Below are 18,688 nucleotides of genomic sequence, written 5' to 3'. Positions count from 1 at the left end.
CGTAGCCTAACTCGTGGAAAAATATGGAACAAAAACTGGATGACTTTATCCACCATGCTTTAGAGGCTCAGCCGATTAGCGGCACGTCGCTGATTATTTCCCTGTATGGCGATGCGCTGAGCCATCGCGGCGGCGAAGTGTGGCTGGGCAGCCTGAGCGCCCTGCTGGAATCGATGGGGTTTGGCGATCGCTTTGTGCGCACCTCGGTATTCCGGCTGCAAAAAGAGGGCTGGCTCGACGTGGAGAAAATCGGCCGCCGCAGCTATTACCGCGTAACCGAACAGGGCATGCGCCAGTTTCGCCACGCCGAATCCAAAATTTACCTGAGTGAACAGCCGGAATGGGACGGCAAATGGGAGCTGTTGCTGCTGGAAACGGCGGAAAAAAGCGAGCGCGCGCGGCTGAAGAAGGAGCTGGGCTGGCTGGGGTTCGGCCAGTTGGCCAGTAACCTGATGGCGGCGCCGACGCACGCGCAGACCGACGTCACCGCCCTGCTCGGCGAGCTGAACGCCAGCGAACAGGTGATCTACTTCCGCGCCGACTACCCCTACGCCCGCTCCGAAACCACCCTGCGCCAGCGGGTGGCCGACTGCTGGGCGCTGGAGCAGGTCGCCGGTTATTACCATGAGTTTATCGTCTCTTTCCGCCCGCTGATGGCGCTGCTGCGCGAGGCGGACGACGCGGTGCTGACGCCCCGGCGCTGCTTCCAGATCAAGCTATTATTAATTCACTTCTTCCGCCGCGTGGTGCTGAAAGACCCGCTGCTGCCGGATGCGCTGCTGCCCGCCCAGTGGGAGGGACAAATCGCCCGCAACCTGTGCATCAATATTTATCAGCGCGTCGACCGCGCCGCGACGGAGTATGTCAGCGCGCTGGCGGAAACCACCATCGGCGCCCTGCCGGCGCCCGCCGCCGGCTATTACCGGCGCTTTGGCGGCCTGCCGCGCGATAACGTCACCTATTGAGGAGTAGCCACATGCCTGTGTATCAAATTGACGGCCTGACGCCGGTAGTCGACCCCAGCAGCTATGTGCACCCGACGGCGGTGCTGATCGGCGATGTGATTATCGGCAAAGGGGTGTATATCGGCCCCAACGCCAGCCTGCGCGGCGACTTTGGCCGGCTGGTGATTGAGGACGGCGCCAATATTCAGGACAACTGCGTGATGCACGGTTTCCCGCAGCAGGACACGGTGGTGGAACAGGATGGTCATATCGGCCACGGCGCCATCCTGCACGGCTGCCGCATCGGCCGCAACGCGATGGTCGGCATGAATGCGGTGGTGATGGACGGCGCGGTCGTCGGTGAAAACACCATCGTCGGCGCCTGTTCGTTTATCAAGGCCGCGGCGGTGTTCGACGCCAATAAGCTGGTGCTCGGCAGCCCGGCGCGGGTGCTGCGCGAGCTGAGCGAACAGGAGCTGGCCTGGAAACGCGTCGGCACCCAGGAGTATCAGGATCTGGTGACGCGCTGCAAAACCACCCTGCGGGAAGTCGCGCCGCTGAGCGAAGCCGAGCCAGACCGCCAGCGCCTGACCTTCGGCGATCGTCTGGTGCCGAAAAGCCAGCTGTAATCCGCCGGCGGGGTTAACGCTGACCCTGCCGCCACGGACGCCCCGTCACCCTGCCCTGGCCACCTTGAGCACGCCCTGCTCGCGGTACAGTCTGAACGACGCCGAGTAGCTGTTCCCACCGGGCCGCCGGGCATCGGTAAAGAAAGTTTCCACCTGGATACCATATTGGCCGCCCGCCTTAAACGGATAACCGAAATCAGGAATACAGCGGCCGGAAAGTACAGGAATAGGCGCCACGCTGGCGTCTGCAGCCAAGTATTTGCGGAAAATGCGGCCCTCAGCATCAACGATTTGTAATCCGTTCAGGTATTCATTTTTCCCTGCCGGGATAGACACGCACAGACGGTTATCTTTAATAGTCACGTCGGCACAGCCTGGACTCGCAGGCAGTCAGCAGCACATTATGAAGACAATCCGGCCTTATAGCGATTTCAAATCTGGCAACGTTGTAGTAGCGTCTCGCAATGGCTCATTTATCGACAGAGCACGGGGGGGAATCTTGCCATTATGAAAAAGTCGTCGAAAATCGTTGGCATCGTGGCAGTGCTGATTGTCGCGGGGTTGCTCTATTCCTGGCCGTTAATCCAGATGGAGTTTGCCGGCAGTGCACACTATACCGAGCAGGATAAGCGAGAGTATGCATTTTATACCCCAGATATCCTGAAAAAAATGCCACGAATCTCCCCCCGTTATGACTTTGACTTCGCCAACATTACAGGTCCTTCAACGCATGTGTACGCCGTAAACTTTTACGCGACTGAGGATACCAGCAAAATTGATAATTACCTGACATCCATTGGCTACCAGCGTCAGGATAACTGTAATATTGACAATGAATGCTGGAAAGGCAAAGACCCCGTGGAAACGGTCATGGTCATGGTCATGGTCATGGTCATGGTCATGGTCATGAAACTGAAAAGTGAAAAAGGTGTCGTTGTGCAAGTAGTCTATGATTTCACATCATAATTTTCCGGTATCTTAACGGACACTTCGCGCCTCCTGCAGGAGGCGCGTCCGCCCCCGCTACTCCATGCCCGGCGTCGGCCTCACCGCGTGGGCCGCCGGCCGGCGGCGCAGGCGATACAGATAGATGCCCGCCAGCAGCAGGGTAAACGGGATGCCGAACCACAGCGTCATATGGAAAAAGTCGGTAAAGGCGGTGGAGATCATCAGCGCCAGCATCAGCCCCGCCCCGAGCAACGTGGTATAGGGGAAGCCCCACATGCGGAACTTCAGAGGCATCCCGCCGTGATGGCGGCGGAAAAACAGGTGAGTGATAAAAATCATCAGCCAGGTGAAACAGGCGCCGAACACCGATATCGACATCATCGCGGCGAAGGACTGTTCCGGCGCCACCAGGCTCAGCACAATCGACACCACAATGCCGATGCATGACATCGCCAGCGCGTTGAGCGGGATTCCGCGCTTGCTGACGCGCCCCAGCGCCGCCGGCGCCTGCCCGGCGCGCGCCAGCGAAAACATCATGCGGGTAGTGATATACAGCTGGCTGTTCATCGCCGACAGGGCGGCAATCAGCACGACAAAGTTGAAGATGCCGCCGGCCGCCGGCAGGTGGATAACGTTCATCGCCACCAGAAACGGACTTTCCCCGGTACCGGACTGGCGCCAGGGCACAATCGCCAGCATCAGCGCAATCGACAACATATAGAAAATAAACAGCCGTAAGATGGTGCCCTTAAAGGCGCTGCGTACCGCCACCACCGGATTTTTCGCCTCGCCGGCGGCTACCGCAATCATCTCAATGCTCAGGTAGCTGAAGATCGACACGATCACCGCAAACCACATACCGCTCAGGCCAAACGGGAAAAAGCCGCCGCCGGCGGTAAAGTTGTGCAGGCCAAAATGCGGGTTGGCGGAAAAGATCAGGATGCCGACGCCGATGGCGATAAACGCGCCAATCGCCAGCACCTTGATGGCCGACAGCGCATACTCCACCTGGCCGAAAGACTTCACGCCGACCAGATTAATGACGACCACCGCGGCGGAGAACAGCAGCACCCACGGCCAGGCCGGCGTATCCGGGAACCAGAACTGCATATACATGCCGATGGCGGTCACCTCGGTGCCCACCGCCAGCACCACGCACGACCAGTAGGAGTAACGCACTAAAAAACCGCACAGCGGGCTGAGGTAAAACTCCGCGTAATCGCCGAACGAACCGGAGGTCGGGTGCTGCGAGGTCATCTCCGCCAGGCAGCCCATCAGCAGCAGCGCCACCACGCCGCCAATCAGGTAACTCAGCAGTACGCTCGGCCCGGCCATCTGTATCGCGTAAGCGCTGCCGAGAAACAGGCCGGTGCCTATCGCGCCGCCGATGGCCAGCATCGACATCTGCCCGGCCGTCAGCTGCTTTTTCAGCCCGCCCTGCCGCCGGGCGATTTCATCAAAACGCGCCTGATCTTTCATCGTTAATCCACCTTGTTCACACGCTGCGGGAAACGGCCAGAATGGCGTCGGCGACATAGTCGATATTGTTCAGGTTCAGGCCCGGCAGGCACATGCGACCGGGCGCCACCAGGTAGATGGCGTAGCGCTGCCGCAGCGTCTCCAACTGCTGCGGATTGAGGCCGGTGTAGCTGAACATGCCGCGCTGGTCGCGAATTCGCCGGTAGTCCAGCGCCGAACCGCCCTGCTCAAGCCCGCTGGCCAGCCGCAGGCGCATCTGACGGATGCGATCGCGCATGGCGTCAAGTTCGCTGCGCCACAGGTGACGCAGTGCATCATCCGTCAGAATGGTTTCCATAATTCGGCCGCCGTGGGTCGGCGGGCAGGAGTAGCTGCGGCGGATCAGGGTTTTCAGCGCGCCTTGCGCATTCGACGCCGTCTGCGCATCGCCGCAGCACAGCGTCAACGCCCCCAGCCGCAGGCCGTACAGCGCCGCGTTTTTGGAAAATGAGTTGGCGATCAGGCAGTCCAGCCCGGCCCGATGCGCCGCGCGCAGCGCATAGGCGTCCTGCTCCAGACCATCGCCGAATCCCTGATAGGCGATGTCAAACAGCGGCAGCAGGCGACGCTGCTGCATCACCTCAATCACCGTGCGCCACTGCGCCGGCGTCAGATCGGTGCCGGTCGGGTTATGGCAGCAGGGATGCAATAACACCACCGCCCCGGCCGGCAGGCCGTTGAAGCATTCCAGCATCGCCTCAAAGCGCAGCTCGCCGGCGATATCGTCAAAATAGGGATAGCTGTGCGTTTGCAGGCCGGCGCCGGCGAAAATCGCCCCGTGGTTGGCCCAGGTCGGGTCTGACAGCCAGATCTCCTCGCGGGAAAGATAATCACGCAGAAAATCCGCCGCCAGCTTTAGCGCCCCGGAACCACCGACCGTCTGCACCGTCGCCAGTCCGCATGCGGAGACCTCCTCGCCCAGCAGCAGACGCTGTACCTGCGCGGCAAAGGCCGCGCTGCCTTCAATCGGCGGATAACCGTGCGGATGACCCTGCGTCAGTAAGCGTTGCTCCGCCTGCCGCACCGCCTGCATCAGCGGGATATTGCCCTGTTCGTCGTAATACAGGCCGATACCTAAATTAACCTTTTGCGGATTATCATCCCGTAAATAGGCCTCCATTAACGACATAATAGGATCGGCGGCGGAAGGTTGCAGATGTGCGAACATAGTTATCCTTAGCCCATCATTAATGGGCCGGCAGGTAAATGGAATAAATAACGCCGCCAAATAAAAATGGCACGGCGTTAATAAGCAGATTATTTAAATAATTTAATCGCAGGCGCTGACGGTGATTTCTATTTTCATTCCCGGCACCACCAGTTTATCGACAATGACCGTCGAACGGTTGGGATAAGGCGGATTAAAATAGCGTTTATATATTTCATCGAGCAGTTTGACGTCATTCACGTCGGTCAGATAAACAATCACCTGCAGCACGTTATCGCTGTGGCTGTTGGCGGCGCGCAGCGTTTGCGCCAGATTATCGAACGTCAGCGCTATCTGCCGCTCCGCCGCGCCGGTTTCAATCGTGCCGTCCGCACGCACCGGGCCGTGGGCGGTAAACAACATACCGCCGCCGCGTGTCGCCCATGAAAAGGGCTGCCCGATATCCGGCAGCCCGGTGTCGACGATGGTTCTCATCGGCCATCTTCCCCCTGTTCCAGTAGATGAATTAACGCCCCGTCAGCGGCAAACAGCGCGTCCAGCACGTTGTAATGATTGGCGCCGTCCACCGCCTGCAGCCCGACCGACAAGCCCTGCTGACGCAGCGCCTGGCAGTAGTGTTCGCTTTGGCCGATCAGCTCCGGCAGCTCCTGCGCGCCGTAGAACAGCGTCATCGGCGTAAGCCGTGCGGGAATATGCCGCGCCGGGCTGAGCGCGGCGATTTCGGCCGCCGTCAGCTGCAGGCGGTGGTTGACGTAGGTAGACAGCAGCGGCTCCAGCTCAAAGATACCGCTGATCGGGAACACAGCATCCGCCAGCGGATGCTGCTGCCAGCGGGCAACCAGCTGCCCGCCGGCCGAATGCCCGGCCAGATAGACCGGCCCGCACGGCGGTCGCTGCGCCAGCCGGCGTTGGATCTCGCTCAGCGCCGCGCCGATTTCCCCGTCGATATCCGTCAGCGTCGCCTGCGGCGCATGGCTATATTCCACCAACACCACGTCCAGCCCCAGAGTCAGCGGCACCGCAGCGATAAAGGCAAAATCTTCTTTATTACAAAATTGCCAGTAACCGCCGTGAATAAATATCAGCGTTCCGACAACCGAATGGGGAGAATATAGCCAATCAATGGTTTGACGCGGCAATTCCCCATAGGGAACATCACCGTCAGAATTGAATTTTTGATAAACCTCGCGGCTGCGGTGCTGAAATGAAGCCAGAATTTCCGCCTCATCATCCACCGTAGTGCCATTATCATAACTCCCCGGCATTAGTTTCATATATTGAACTTTGTTTATTATTTAATATATGGATTAACTATTAGCAACCGGCCAAAATGTTGTCAAGAAGTGAACAAACGCAATGCGCGTCCGGTAGAATAAAATAAATGATTGCGCGATAAAGTTTTACCGGTGAAACTTTTTTCCGCAAATCTGCCAATAAATACCTGCGACATCGCGTCGTCATCATATCGCTTAACTGTGATTGCGGTCGCTGACGCAAACGGCGCTAAGTGTTTGAATGGTCACTATACGCATTTTTGCCCTGGCGGCGATGCCTCTCGCTTAAAACACTTGCTATCACGGCTGATTTTGCGGCATTTTTACTCAAGCAAGCCTGACGCTACCGAACCTATAAGCATTGATGAGTGCCCTGATGATTAGATGGCCATGGAAAACCACGCCCTCCCCGGCGCTGACGCCCGCCCAATGGCAGGAAGCGCTGGCGATTCCGTTGCTGATGCCGCTTGATGACGATGAATGCCGCCGACTGGCGGCGCTTGCCGAGAAACTGCTGCAGCAAAAACGCATCGTGCCGCTGCAGGGGCTACCGCTGACGCCGCTGATGCAGATGCGCATTGCCCTGCTGTTCGCCCTGCCGGTGCTGGAGCTGGGCGTCGACGTTCTGGACGGCTTCAATGAAATCCTGCTGTATCCTTCCCCGTTTGTGGTGGAAGAGGAGTGGCAGGACGATCTGGGGCTGGTGCATTCCGGGCCGGTGGTGCAGTCCGGACAGAGCTGGGAGCAAGGCCCCATCGTGCTGAACTGGCAGGACGTGCAGGACTCGTTCGATCTGTCCGGCTTTAACCTGGTGATCCACGAAGCGACGCATAAGCTGGATATGCGCAACGGCGGCGTCGCCAACGGCGTACCGCCGATGCCGCTGCGCGAGGTGGCGGCCTGGGAGCACGAACTGCACGGCGCGATGGAGGCCATTCAGGACGAGATCGATCTGGTCGGCGAGGAAGCCGCCAGCATCGACGCCTATGCCGCCAGCGATCCCGCCGAGTGCTTTGCGGTGCTGTCGGAATATTTCTTCAGCGCGCCGGATCTGCTGGCCCAGCGTTTCCCCACGCTATACCCGCAGTTCTGCCGCTTCTACCGCCAGGATCCGCTGGCGCGGCTGCAGCGCTGGCAGAGCGAACACGGTGGCGGCGAGGCCTAACTACGCCCGCCCTGCTCAGTTGCTGAACAGTTGAATCAAAAGCGCTAAATTAGCGTTGACACACCCGGAGCGGCTGGATATGATGCGCCCCGTTCACACGATTCCTCTGTAGTTCAGTCGGTAGAACGGCGGACTGTTAATCCGTATGTCACTGGTTCGAGTCCAGTCAGAGGAGCCATATTTAGAGAAGCCCGCTTAAGGAAACTTAAGCGGGCTTTTTGCTTTTCCATTTCTCTGTGCCGGCAGATGCCCCGGCAACCGACGTTATCTTCAGCCGTTCAGTATCAAACAACAGTTCCCGCCTCCCCTGCCGCCAGCGGTAAGTCTTCACCCTCGGCGCGCTTTTTAGCCGCCAAGGCGACACGTTAACTTAGTCACAATTTTTTAACTTCTCTGCGACATCCCCTTGACTGTTTAACGGTCTGTCGTAAAACTCACAAAAAAGTAAAACGTTTTACTTTTATTCAGGCATCGCGGTATCTATGCATTTTCCGTGATATTTCCGGGGGTTAAAACACTACTGGGATTCATCATGAAACACGTAGAAGAGTATGACAGTTCACTGGCCGGCGCTGACGTTACGCCGGGCCAGCCTCAGACAGAAATCTCGCCACTGGCGAGTGGCGCGATCAAAAAAGCTCGGATGCGTTTAATGCCGCTGATCCTGATGATGTATCTGCTGGCGTTTATTGATCGCTCCAATATCGGCATGGCGGCATTAACCATGAACCACGCTCTCGGGTTAACGCCGGAGCAGTTTGGTTTTGCCGTCGGCATTTTCTCTTTTGGCTATATCCTGTTTGAGATCCCCAGCAACGTGCTGCTGGAACGCTACGGCGCGCGCTTTTGGCTGGCCAGGATCATGATCACCTGGGGCGTGATTTCCATGGCGATGGCCTTTGCCCAAGGGGTGGTCAGCCTCAGTATTTTGCGCTTTTTACTCGGCGTGGCCGAAGCGGGTCTGGCGCCGGGCATTATTTTCTATCTCACCACCTGGTTTCCTAAACAGGAGCTGGCCAAGGTATTTTCCATTTACTACCTGGGGGTGCCGCTGGCGGCGATTATCGCCAACCCCCTCTCCGGCTATATTCTGGACAATTTTCATCAGGTCGGCGGCCTGGAAAGCTGGCAGTGGCTGTTTTTACTTGAAGGCTGCCCGCCGGTCATTTTATCGCTGATTGTCTTTCTTTACCTCACCGACGAACCGGCCAAGGCTTCCTGGCTCAGTTCTGAAGAGCGCCGGGCCTACCAGACGCTGATGGAAAAAGAGCGGCAGGCGACATTAGCGGTCGGCCACGCCGGCTTAAAGGCGATGTTCAAGGATCGCCGCGTCTGGGTTTTAGGCATGGCTTACTTCTTTACGGTGATTGGCCTGACCGGCCTCGGCTTTTGGATGCCGCAATTTATTAAGCGCTTTGATTACTCTGATACCGTGGTCGGACTGCTGGGCACCATTCCCTATATTGTTGGCGCCGTCGTGATGTGCTGGTGGTCAAACCATTCTGATAAAACCAACGAGCGCACCTGGCATTTCATCCTGCCTTCGCTGCTGTTTTCTGTCGGATTTGTGGTTGCCGCCATCAGTGATTCGCCGGTGATTTCCATGCTGGGGCTGACGCTGTCGACCGTCGGCATGCTGTCGTGCGTCCCGACGTTCTATACCCTGCCCGCCTCTTTCCTGACCCGCCAAGGTTCGGCCGGCGGTCTGGCGTTGATTAATTCCATCGGCAATATCGGCGGTTTTTTCGGCCCCTTCCTGGTGGGGCTCACCATCTCCCTTAGCGGTAAATCGCAAAATGGTCTCTACCTGTTATCGATTCTGGTGCTGTTTTCGCCGTTACTGATTTATCTCCTGAGTAAAAGCCGCCGCCAGGTCGCTGGCTGGCGTTAAATCCGACACATCACACCTTGTAAAGGAGTAGCACATGAACTTAGCAGCATTGTTAGCCGAGCGCGCCGGTGCCGTAAAGTCAGGTTCCGCGCAGCCCGTCCGGGTTGGCATTATCGGCGCAGGTAAATTTGGCTCGATGGTTCTTGCCCAGTTACGCCATCTTGCCGGCTTGCAGGTGGTGGCCGTCGCCGATCTTGATGTGAAAAAAGCACGGACGGCGCTGGCGCGTGTCGGCTGGCCGGATTCCCAGTATCAGGCCGCAAATATTGAGGCGGCACTGCGCGAAGGATCAACCTGCGTGGTTGAGGACGCGGAAGAGCTGTTCCGCTGCGAGCAGATTGACTGTATTGTCGAAGCGACGGGACACCCGCTGGCAGGCACGCGTCACGCACTCCATGCCGTCGAACATGGCAAGCACGTGGTGATGGTGAATGTCGAAGCCGATGTCTTGTGCGGGCCGTTGATCGCCGAACGTGCGCGTAAAAACGGCGTCATTTACAGCATGGCTTACGGGGATCAGCCGGCCATTATTTGTGAGCTGGTGGACTGGGCCAGGGCCTGCGGATTTGACATCGTGGCCGCAGGTAAAGGCATGAATTTTGAACCGCGCTATCGCTACTCCACGCCCGATACCGTGTGGGGATTTTTCGGCTGGAGCGAAGAGGAAGTGGCGGCCGGCGACTTCAACCCCAAGATGTACAACTCTTTCACCGACGGCACCAAAGCGGCGATTGAAATGGCGGCGGTGGCCAACGCCACCGGGCTGGACTGCCCCGATAACGGGCTGGCTTTCCCCCCTGCCGGCGTGCATGACCTGGCGCGCGTGTTCTCACCGGAATCTGACGGCGGGCGGCTGAGCCGCAGCGGTCTGGTCGACATTGCCGCCAGCCAGGAGCCGGACGGGCGGGAAGTGCTCAACAACATCCGCTACGGCGTATTTGTCACCTTTAAAGCCAAAGATGAGTACAGCCGCGCCTGTTTCAAACAGTATGGCTTGCTGACAGACCCCAGCGGATGGTATGCCTCCATGTGGCGCCCCTTCCACCTGATTGGCCTTGAGACCAGCATCAGCATTCTTTCTGCGGTGTTGCGCGGAGAGGCCACCGGTTCGGCATTAAGCTTCCGGGGCGATGCGGTGGCGACCGCCAAGCGCGATCTGAAAGCCGGAGAAATGCTGGATGGCGAAGGCGGCTTCACCGTCTGGGCCAATGCGCTGCCGGCCAGCATCAGCGTGGCGCAGGATCTCTTGCCGATGGGGCTGGCGCACCACGTCCGTCTGGTTCGCGATGTTGCCAAAAACCAGGCGGTGCGCTTCTCCGATGTTCAGTTTGACAACAATCTGGATATCGTCGAGCTGCGTAAGCAGATGGTCAGTCTGGCAGGCTTATAAATAACGGCATGACCCGCTGCGCTATACGGCGCGGCGGTTATCTCAGGAGGAAACATGGCAGCCGAAACACGCATTGGATTGTTAGGGACCGGACTCATGGGGCAACCGGTGGCGAGACGCCTGGCCGCCGCCGGTTATACCGTCACGGTGTGGAATCGCTCCAGGGAAAAAGCGCGCGCCCTGGAGGAATATGGTATTGCAGTCGCGGACTCCTCCGCCCAGTTGCTGGCCGGCAGTCAGGTCATCATCTGTTTATTAAGCGATGCGCAGGCCTGCAATGAGGTGATTTTCGACGCTAACGCGCTGCGGCATATCGCCAACGGCACGGTGATTGTCATGATGAGCACCCTGTCGCCCGCGATAGTGATGGAGCAGCAACGTCAGGCAATGAGCGCGCAGGCTGAGTATATCGATATGCCGGTGTCCGGCGGCACGGCGGGAGCAGAAAACGGTACGTTATCATTAATGGCCGGCGGTAATGCTGAGGACATCGATCGCCTGCGCCCCCTGCTCGCTCATCTGGGAACCGTCACGCGTATCGGTGACGTCGGAGCCGGGCAGTTGGCTAAACTCGCCAATCAGATCATTGTCGCAGGCACCCTGAGTTTATTGTCGGAAGCCTTTACGCTCGCCCAGCGAGGCGGCGCCGATCCGGCAAAAGTACGCGAAGCACTGCTGGGCGGATTTGCCGATTCGACCCTGCTGCAGCAACACGGCGCGCGGATGGTGAACGAGGACTTTAAGGCGCGCGGCGCGGCAAAGTGGCAGCTCAAAGACACGCGCAGCGCTGTGGCGCTGGCTCAGCAACTGGGTCTGACACTACCGCTGACGGAAACGATAAATACGCTCTTCAGCCAGATGATTGCCGCCGGCGACGGGGAACTGGATCACTGCGCCATTATCAGGCAAATCCGGCGGTTGAACGGTTCGCCTATTTAATCCGGAGCACGCTCTCGCGCTTGATTAACCGGCTGTTGAGTTCACAGGGTTCCTGCTTCTCACCAGACAGGCTGGATAACGCCTTATCGGCCAGCGCTTCCAGCGGATGTTTGATAACGCTGATGGACGGGCTCAGTAACCGGCTCCAGTGGCTGTCGTGATAAACAATCAGCGACAGATCTTCCGGGACGGCAAGTTTCAGCGCCCGGATGCGCGACATAATCATCGGCGCAATTGAAGTATTGCCGATAATAATGGCCGTCGGCGGGTTCTGCAGCGCCAGCAGCTCGTCAAGCGCCTGGCTGGCAAGCGGATCGCGAAAGTTCTTCACCACCGCATACTGCGGCTCCCAGCCAATGCCGCTGGCTTGCAATCCTTGCTGGTACCCCTCCAGCCTCTGCAAAGAGGTTGACGTGTTCAGCGGCCCGCTGATCCAGCCAATGCGCCGATGTCCCTGCCGGGCAAGATAGCAGGTGGCCTCACGGGCGGAAGCTTCATTATTAAAACCAATGACGCTGGCGTGCGCTACGTCCTTGAGATAGCGATCGATGAAGATCACCGCGATCCCCATTTCGCTGATGGATTGCCACATATCGCTGTTGTCGCTGGTCGGCGTGGCGATGATGGCCTTTACCCGTTTTTGCATCAGCATTTCCAGGCTTTCCCGCTCCAGCTGCGGGTCCTCCTGGGTGGTGACCAAAATGACATTCATCGCCATTTCTCTGGCGCGACGGACAATAAGATCGGCAATTTCAGCGAAAAAATCGTTGGCGATATCTGCCACCACCAGGCCAATGGTGTTATTCAAACTGGTTTTTAGCTCACGGGCGGCGCTCTGCGGGGTATAGTTCAGCGTTTGCATGGCTTTGAGAATACGCTGGCGGGTGCGTTCAGACACGGAGCCAGAGCCAGGGTTCAACACCCGGGAAACCACGCCGATCGACACCTCCGCCAAGGCTGCGACCTCTTTGATGGTACTTTTCTTTTTACCTGTCAATGTAATACTCAGCCTCGCATCATTCGCCCGGATAAGCTCATGGTAGATTAATCACCTGACAAGATAAATGTTCTTGCATCATCATCATCATGGTTTACAAGGCGCCGGGTTGAATGACGCCGCTTGCAGGACAGGCGGGCAATTAACCAGTGGCCCGCCAAAGCACTCCCGTTCAGATCGCCATAATTGGAAAAGCCCGCTCAAGAGAACGTGAGCGGGCCTGATTACGGTTGACCCGGCGCGTTAACCGGGTGCCTGTAGTTAGAAGGAGACCGTCAGCTGTGCATTGACCGAGTTGGCCTGCAGCTGCGAGCCGTACTGTCCCTGATAGGAGACGCCGACACGCGTCGAACGCGTCAGCGGCACGTCCAGACCGACGCCGACCACCGCCACGTCCTTATCCACCGGCGCGCCCTTGGTGGCAAAGCTGTCGCCGGTGGCGAACGCCATCCGCGCCGAAGTGTCCGTGTCGCCGTAGGCGTGCTGCCAGCCCAGATTGCCGTGCAGCGTGACGTCAACGCCCGAGACCGGGATATCCGTCGCCCCGCGCAGGCCCAGCGTCGAGTAGAAGGTGTTCATCGTCTCATCCTGCACGCTCAGCGCCGCCGCGCCGCCCTGCTCCTGCACCGCATCCGTATGCAGACGCACGTAGCTCAGGTTGACGAACGGCTCCACGCTCGATGACTCATAACGCAGCCGGTAGCCCAGCTCCGTAAACGCCTGCAGCGTATTGCCGTCGTAATCCCCCTTCAGCCGGTCGCGATAGCCGCCGAAGCCGACGTTGCGCTCGCTCTCTATCCGGTGCCAGCTGTAGCCCAGGCCGCCGCGCAGCGCCAGCGCATCGCGCTGCCCCGCGCCATACAGACCCAGGTGGTAGTTGTTGCTGTGGCCCGATGACGCACGGCTGTCAACGTCGAAATGGGTACGGCTGTAGCCCGCGTAGGCGCCGGCGCGCACCCCGTCGCTCAGCTCACGGTCCGCCCCCACCAGGAAGCCGCCGGTGTTGCTGTCCAGCTTGCCGGTGTTGCCGTCGCCCTTGCTGCGCGTCCAACTGCCGAACATCTGGCCCCAGGCCCCGTTGCGCTCGCGCTCCGGACTCTGCACCAGGCTCATCGCCAGCGGCGGCACCGTCAGGCTGTCGCCGTCGAACATCGTCTGCATATGCTGGTTCACCACGCTGCCCACCAGCGTGCCACTCTGCTGCAGGCTCGCCTGCACCGACGCATACTGCTCGCCGGACAGCTGGTTAAACGCCTCGCGCGCCTGTCCCGCATTCAGCATCAGCAGCGAGTTGTACAGGCCGAGCGACGGCCCCTGCTGCGCCAGCGAGCTCAGCGCCCCGGCGGTGTTCCACTGGTTGTCGCTGGTCGCCACCGTCTGGAAGATCCCCGGCGCGTTCGGGTTACCACCGATATCGCCGTCGTCACCGCCGCCGGTATCGCCATCGTCACCACCGCCGGTATCGCCATCGTCACCACCGCCGGTATCGCCGTCATCACCACCGCCGGTATCGCCATCGTCACCACCGCCGGTATGACCGTCGTCACCGCCGCCGGTATGGCCATCGTCACCGCCGCCGGTATGGCCATCGTCACCGCCGCCGGTATGGCCGTCATCACCCCCGCCGGTGTCTTTCTGCCGGATGGTCAGATCGACGTTTTGCCGGTCGCGCGTCAGCGCCGTCTCTAAAAAGGCCGAGTCCAGCACCGCTTCGCTGAACATGCCTTTAATACCGTCGCCAGAAGTTAAAATGCGATAGGTTTGTCCGTCCTGATAGCTGCTATGCGGATCGAGTGCGTTAACCAGCACCTTAACGTCCTTGCCGATAGTGGTTTCGCCCTGCATCCCTACCGTGTCGCTGCGGCCGTCCGCGGCAATATCTACGTCGTAGAACGCGCCGTCCTTGAAGGTCAGGTAGCTCCTGACGGTCAGTTTACCGATACCGCCATCGCCGGGGGAAAGATGCCCACCACGTTCCACCACCGTGCGGCCAATGGTCGCATTGCCGCCCAGAACGCCGCCGGATTCAACAAACAGCGAACTGGAAAAGCCCGGATTGCCCAACGATTGCTCGATAAACGCGCCCACGGTGCCGTTGAGAATCAGCGTACCGCCATCTTCCACACGCAGCTCCTGGTACCTCGGGTAAAAACTAATATTGGTCGCCATGTCGCCGTTGACCGTCAACTTGCCGCCCTTCACGAAAATATACCCATTGTATCCGGTAAGATCGCCGCTCAGCGTCGTCTGACCGGCCACATTAACCATCGTGCCGTCGCCGTTGACGGTATTGGCAAATTGGTAATCGCTTGCAGTGTGATTAAAGATGATGGAGTGCTGCATGCCCATATTGTAGGTTAAGGTATCCACCACAATGTTCGGGTCCAGGATGCCTGGCGCTTGCGCCTCACCCAACGCCGGCAGCGTCCAGATCTCATGACCATTGACATCCGTAGGTGAATAACCGTCAAAATAGCCGCGGCTGCCGATAATCAGCGCCGTATTAAGCGCTAGTTTACTGCCGTCGTTGCTGAAACGGCCATTGTTGGCTAATGACAGCACGCCCACTCCGCTGATTCCCCGAGAGTGCAGGTGCGCCCCGTCACCACTGATATAAATCTCTGACGTTTTTGTACTGTCCCAAGGATGGTCGGCCACCACTAATTCGCCGGCGGTCACCTGCGCGCCATCCAGCACGTCCAGCTCCCCGGCCAGCGCCAGCTGGTTGCCTACCTGCCATTCACTGCCTTTACCGGCAATAGCCACTTTCGGGCTGTATCGGTAGTCGGTATTGTCCGGGCCGTAGCTCACCGTGGCATCGCCGGTGACCAGCCGGGCGCCATTTTCCACCTGCACCGTCGCCTGCGGCTGGCGCTCAGAACCGACCACCAGTTTTTTGGCGCTGAAGGTACCGCCGTCAATCAGTAAATGACTGACCTTATCCTGCCCGACGCTGGCCGTACCGCCATAGGAAACCGAATGGGAAATATGCCGGCTACCGTCAAGCAGCGCATCGCCGATGGGCCCGAGCTGCTTCACGATCAGATCGACAAACTGCTTGCCGTGCTCAAGCGTTGCGTCTAAAAACGCCGAGTCCAGCACTGCGGCGCTGAACGTGCCGGCGATATCCTTTTCAGAAGTGAGTATGCGGTAGGTTTGCCCGTCCTGATAGCTGACGTTCGGGTCAAGGGCATTGACCTGTACCTTGACGTTTTTGCCGATAGTGGTCTGACCTAACACCGCCGTGCTGTCGCTGCGGCCGTCCGCGGCAATATCCACATCATATAATGCGCCGTCGTTAAAGGTCAGATAACTGTTGATATCAAACTTGCCGATACCGCCGTCGCCGGGGGAGAGATGGCCGCCGTTTTCCACCACCGTGCGGCCAATGGTCGCATCGCCGCCCAGTACGCCGCCGGGCTCAACAAACAGCGAGGTCGAAAAGCCGACATTGCGGGCAAACATTCCCATGGTGCCATTAAGGATCAGCGTTCCGCCGTCCTCAACGCGCAGTTTATGCTCTTTTAACAGCTGATAATCAGGATTAGTGCCCAGATCGGTATTGATGGTCAGCTTACCCTCTTTGACGAACACATCGCCAAAGTAATTGCCGAGATCGCCCGTCAATATCGTCTGACCGGCGACATTAGCCATTACACCGCTGCCGGTGAGGGTATTGCCGAATGCATAATCATCCGCGGTATGGTTAAAAATAATGGTCGGCGCGGTCAGGGCAATGCCCGGATCAAGGATGCCGGGCGCTTGCGCCCCACCCAGCATAGGCGGCATCCAACTGTTATCATCATCTGCAGGCACATGACCGTCAAAATAACCACGGCTACCGATAATCAGCGCCGTTTTCAGCGCCAGCCTGCCGCCGTCGTTGCTGAAACGGCCATTGTCAGCTAATGACAGGACATCAATATCGCTGCGCCCCCGGGAATGCAGGCGTGAGCCTTCACCGCTGACGTAAATATCCGAACTTTTTGTGCCGTTCCAGGGCCGGTCGGCCACCGCCAGCTCGCCGGCCGTCACCTGCGCGCCGTCCAGCACGTCCAGCTTGCCGGCCAGCGCCAGCCGGTTGGCAATCTGCCATTCGCTGCCGTTACCGGCGACGGCCACTTTCGGGCCGTATCGGTAGTCGGTATCGTCCGGGCCGTAGTTCACCGTGGCATCATCGGTGACCAGGTGGGCGCCGTTCTCCACCCGCACCGTCGCCTGCGGCTGGCTCTCGGAGCCGACCACCAGTTTTTTGGCGCTGAAGGTGCCGCCGTCAATCAGTAAATCGCTGACCTGATTCTGCCCGACGCTGACCGTACCGCCGTAGGAGACCGACTGGGAGATATGCCGGCTGCCATCAAGAATCGCATCGCCGACGGGCTGGAGCTGCTTAATAATCAGATCGATAAACTGCTTGCCGTGCTCAAGCGTTGCGTCTAAAAACGCCGAGTCCAGCACCGCGGCGCTGAACGTGCCGGCGATATCCTTTTCAGAGGTGAGGATGCGGTAAGTTTGTCCATCCTGATAGCTGGCATGCGGGTCAAGGGCATTGACCTGCACCTTGACGTCCTTGCCGATGGTGGTCTGGCCCAATACCGCCGTACTGTCGCTGCGGCCGTCCGCGGCGATATCCACATCATAGAGCGCGCCGTCGTTAAAGGTCAGATAGCTGTTGATATCAAACTTGCCGATGCCGCCGTCGCCGGGGGAAAAATGCCCGTCACGCTCCACTACCGTGCGGCCGATGGTCGCATTGCCGCCCAGTACGCCGCCGGATTCAACAAACAGCGAGGTTGAAAAACCGATATTGCGCGCAAATCTCCCTATCGTGCCGTTAAGGATCAACGTCCCGCCATCTTCGGCATAGAGATGCTGCGTTCTGATCAGCAGGTCATCTTCCGTGCCGATATCGGTATTAACCGTCAGCTTGCCGTCTTTGGCGAGAATATGGCCGTTATAATGACTGAGATCGCCGGTTAACTCCGTATTTCCGGCAACGTTCACGATTGCTCCGTCACCGATGACGGTATTCACAAAGCGGTAATCATCTGCAGTATGGTTAAAGATAATGGAGCGCCACATTCCCTGCGTATAGGTGCCGGTGTCGACCTCAATGTCAGGATCAAGATCGCCAGGCGCCTGCGCTGCGCCTAATGTCGGCATCGTCCACTCTTTCCCCTCAACATTTTCATCAGACCTTGAATGACCGTCGAAAGTACCGCGACTGCCAATCACCAGCAGCCCGCCCACATACAATTGCTTACTCTCATTGGTGAAACGTCCATGGTCGGCTAAAGCGAGAACATCAACCAATTGTTCACCGGTAACCTGTATCTGCGACCCCGTACCGCTGATATAGATTTCTTGGGATTCCCGGCTATCCAGCCCCCCTAAATATGAATACAACTTACCGGCGATAATCTTACCGCCATCTAACACATCCAGCCCGTTGAAAAAATTCAGTTCATCACTCACCCGCCACTCGCTGCCCTTGCCGCTGACCAGAGCGAATCCGGCAGTACCTAATTCCTCCACCCGCTTTTCGCCGTTTTCTATGCTGAAATCGTCCGCATAGGCCGTGCCGACCGTGCCGGCCAGCGCCAGCGCCGCCGCCAGCGCAACGTACAGCCGCGACAGCCGGGTATTGACCGGTAACGATGGATGCCCCCAGAGCTTCTCCATATACCCTCCCTCTCTTTGATTATTATTGCGCCGCCAACCGCGGCACAATAAGGCTGGCATAGGGATGGGGAATGCGCCATACAGGCGGCAGAATTCAGAATGACATCTCTTGAAATGAAACGGGCTGCCAGAGGATCTGGCAG

14 protein-coding genes and 1 tRNA gene are annotated in these 18,688 nt (G+C 58.5%); 8 read left to right on the top strand and 7 right to left on the bottom strand.

All coding sequences use genetic code 11. From position 1 onward, the window contains the following. The first annotated feature begins 23 nt into the window (after positions 1-23). Positions 24-965 (top strand): phenylacetic acid degradation operon negative regulatory protein PaaX, encoded by a 942-nt coding sequence (gene paaX / locus FO014_RS18750; RefSeq protein ID WP_105231744.1) that lies wholly within the window; start codon positions 24-26, stop codon positions 963-965. Between the two features lie 11 nt (positions 966-976). Then, positions 977-1,573, top strand: coding sequence for a phenylacetic acid degradation protein PaaY (gene paaY / locus FO014_RS18745; protein ID WP_105231745.1), 597 nt, complete (start codon positions 977-979; stop codon positions 1,571-1,573). A gap of 45 nt (positions 1,574-1,618) precedes the next feature. Here the strand turns inward: paaY and FO014_RS18740 are convergent, their stop codons facing one another. Further along, positions 1,619-1,909 (bottom strand): putative T6SS immunity periplasmic lipoprotein, encoded by a 291-nt coding sequence (locus FO014_RS18740; RefSeq protein WP_212603822.1) that lies wholly within the window; start codon positions 1,907-1,909, stop codon positions 1,619-1,621. A gap of 171 nt (positions 1,910-2,080) precedes the next feature. Between FO014_RS18740 and FO014_RS18735 the strand changes: the two genes are divergently transcribed. Beyond that, a complete protein-coding gene (locus tag FO014_RS18735) occupies positions 2,081-2,539 on the top strand; it encodes a hypothetical protein (protein ID WP_160030611.1) in 459 nt (152 codons plus the stop codon). 57 nt (positions 2,540-2,596) lie between these two features. Here the strand turns inward: FO014_RS18735 and FO014_RS18730 are convergent, their stop codons facing one another. The 4 genes from FO014_RS18730 to FO014_RS18715 all read right to left on the bottom strand — a co-directional run bounded on the left by FO014_RS18730 (position 2,597) and on the right by FO014_RS18715 (position 6,481). Continuing rightward, a complete protein-coding gene (locus FO014_RS18730) occupies positions 2,597-4,000 on the bottom strand; it encodes an amino acid permease (protein ID WP_105231749.1) in 1,404 nt (467 codons plus the stop codon). 16 nt (positions 4,001-4,016) lie between these two features. After that, positions 4,017-5,207 (bottom strand): amino acid aminotransferase, encoded by a 1,191-nt coding sequence (locus FO014_RS18725; protein ID WP_160030610.1) that lies wholly within the window; start codon positions 5,205-5,207, stop codon positions 4,017-4,019. Positions 5,208-5,309: 102 nt separating this feature from the next. After that, positions 5,310-5,681 (bottom strand): RidA family protein, encoded by a 372-nt coding sequence (locus FO014_RS18720; protein WP_105231750.1) that lies wholly within the window; start codon positions 5,679-5,681, stop codon positions 5,310-5,312. Then, positions 5,678-6,481, bottom strand: coding sequence for an alpha/beta hydrolase (locus FO014_RS18715; protein ID WP_160030609.1), 804 nt, complete (start codon positions 6,479-6,481; stop codon positions 5,678-5,680). The genes FO014_RS18720 and FO014_RS18715 overlap by 4 nt, the downstream gene beginning before the upstream one ends. Positions 6,482-6,857: 376 nt before the next feature. Here FO014_RS18715 and mtfA point away from each other — a divergent pair, with 376 nt between their 5' ends. The 5 genes from mtfA to FO014_RS18690 all read left to right on the top strand — a co-directional run bounded on the left by mtfA (position 6,858) and on the right by FO014_RS18690 (position 11,866). Further along, positions 6,858-7,646 carry a DgsA anti-repressor MtfA gene (mtfA, locus tag FO014_RS18710; RefSeq protein ID WP_160030608.1) on the top strand — a complete coding sequence of 263 codons (789 nt, stop codon included), beginning with the start codon at positions 6,858-6,860 and terminating at the stop codon, positions 7,644-7,646. A gap of 102 nt (positions 7,647-7,748) precedes the next feature. Next, positions 7,749-7,824, top strand: a tRNA-Asn gene (locus tag FO014_RS18705). Between the two features lie 354 nt (positions 7,825-8,178). After that, on the top strand, positions 8,179-9,537 hold the full coding sequence (locus tag FO014_RS18700) for an MFS transporter (RefSeq protein ID WP_160030607.1): 1,359 nt from the start codon (positions 8,179-8,181) through the stop codon (positions 9,535-9,537). Positions 9,538-9,571: 34 nt separating this feature from the next. Further along, a complete protein-coding gene (locus FO014_RS18695) occupies positions 9,572-10,927 on the top strand; it encodes an NAD(P)H-dependent oxidoreductase (RefSeq protein ID WP_160030606.1) in 1,356 nt (451 codons plus the stop codon). Positions 10,928-10,981: 54 nt separating this feature from the next. Further along, entirely contained in the window at positions 10,982-11,866 is an 885-nt protein-coding gene (locus FO014_RS18690) for an NAD(P)-dependent oxidoreductase (RefSeq protein WP_160030605.1), read from the top strand. On the opposite strand, the gene FO014_RS18685 is transcribed toward FO014_RS18690, so the two are convergent. Next, positions 11,859-12,863 (bottom strand): LacI family DNA-binding transcriptional regulator, encoded by a 1,005-nt coding sequence (locus tag FO014_RS18685; RefSeq protein ID WP_160030604.1) that lies wholly within the window; start codon positions 12,861-12,863, stop codon positions 11,859-11,861. The genes FO014_RS18690 and FO014_RS18685 overlap by 8 nt on opposite strands. A 261-nt stretch (positions 12,864-13,124) precedes the next feature. Further along, positions 13,125-18,545, bottom strand: a complete 5,421-nt coding sequence (locus FO014_RS18680; protein ID WP_160030603.1) for an autotransporter outer membrane beta-barrel domain-containing protein — start codon at positions 18,543-18,545, stop codon at positions 13,125-13,127. Positions 18,546-18,688: the final 143 nt, after the last annotated feature.

The organism is Serratia rhizosphaerae (genome assembly GCF_009817885.1).
Lineage (GTDB): Bacteria > Pseudomonadota > Gammaproteobacteria > Enterobacterales > Enterobacteriaceae > Serratia_B > Serratia_B rhizosphaerae.
The sequence above is the reverse complement of the archived record's forward strand: the minus strand, read 5'-3'. Positions and strand labels throughout refer to the sequence as shown.